At 56.7% G+C, this 270-nt stretch carries 1 protein-coding gene; it reads left to right on the top strand.

Going from position 1 to position 270, the window contains the following annotated elements; translation table 11 throughout:
- On the top strand, positions 1-270 hold a 270-nt coding region (locus A1QO_RS08370; RefSeq protein ID WP_038131566.1), incomplete at both ends, for a putative Ig domain-containing protein.

Genomic DNA, 270 nt, shown 5'->3' with positions numbered 1-270 from the left:
AGTGACCGTTCATGGCACCAATGATGCGCCCATAGTCGCCTCGGTGATTTCGGGTCAAACAGCGACAGAAGATGGGGCATTTGCCTTCTCCGTTCCTGCGGGCACGTTTGATGATATCGACGCGAAAGACTCACTCACACTGAGTGCAGGCTCATTGCCAGGCTGGTTAAGCTTCGATCCCACAACCGGCACTTTTACCGGCACACCGACGAACTCGGATGTCGGCACCACACAAGTGACGGTCACTGCGACTGACGCACATGGCGCGAC

This window comes from Vibrio genomosp. F10 str. ZF-129, from assembly GCF_000287055.2.
Taxonomy (GTDB): Bacteria; Pseudomonadota; Gammaproteobacteria; order Enterobacterales; family Vibrionaceae; genus Vibrio.
The sequence above is the reverse complement of the archived record's forward strand: the minus strand, read 5'-3'. Positions and strand labels throughout refer to the sequence as shown.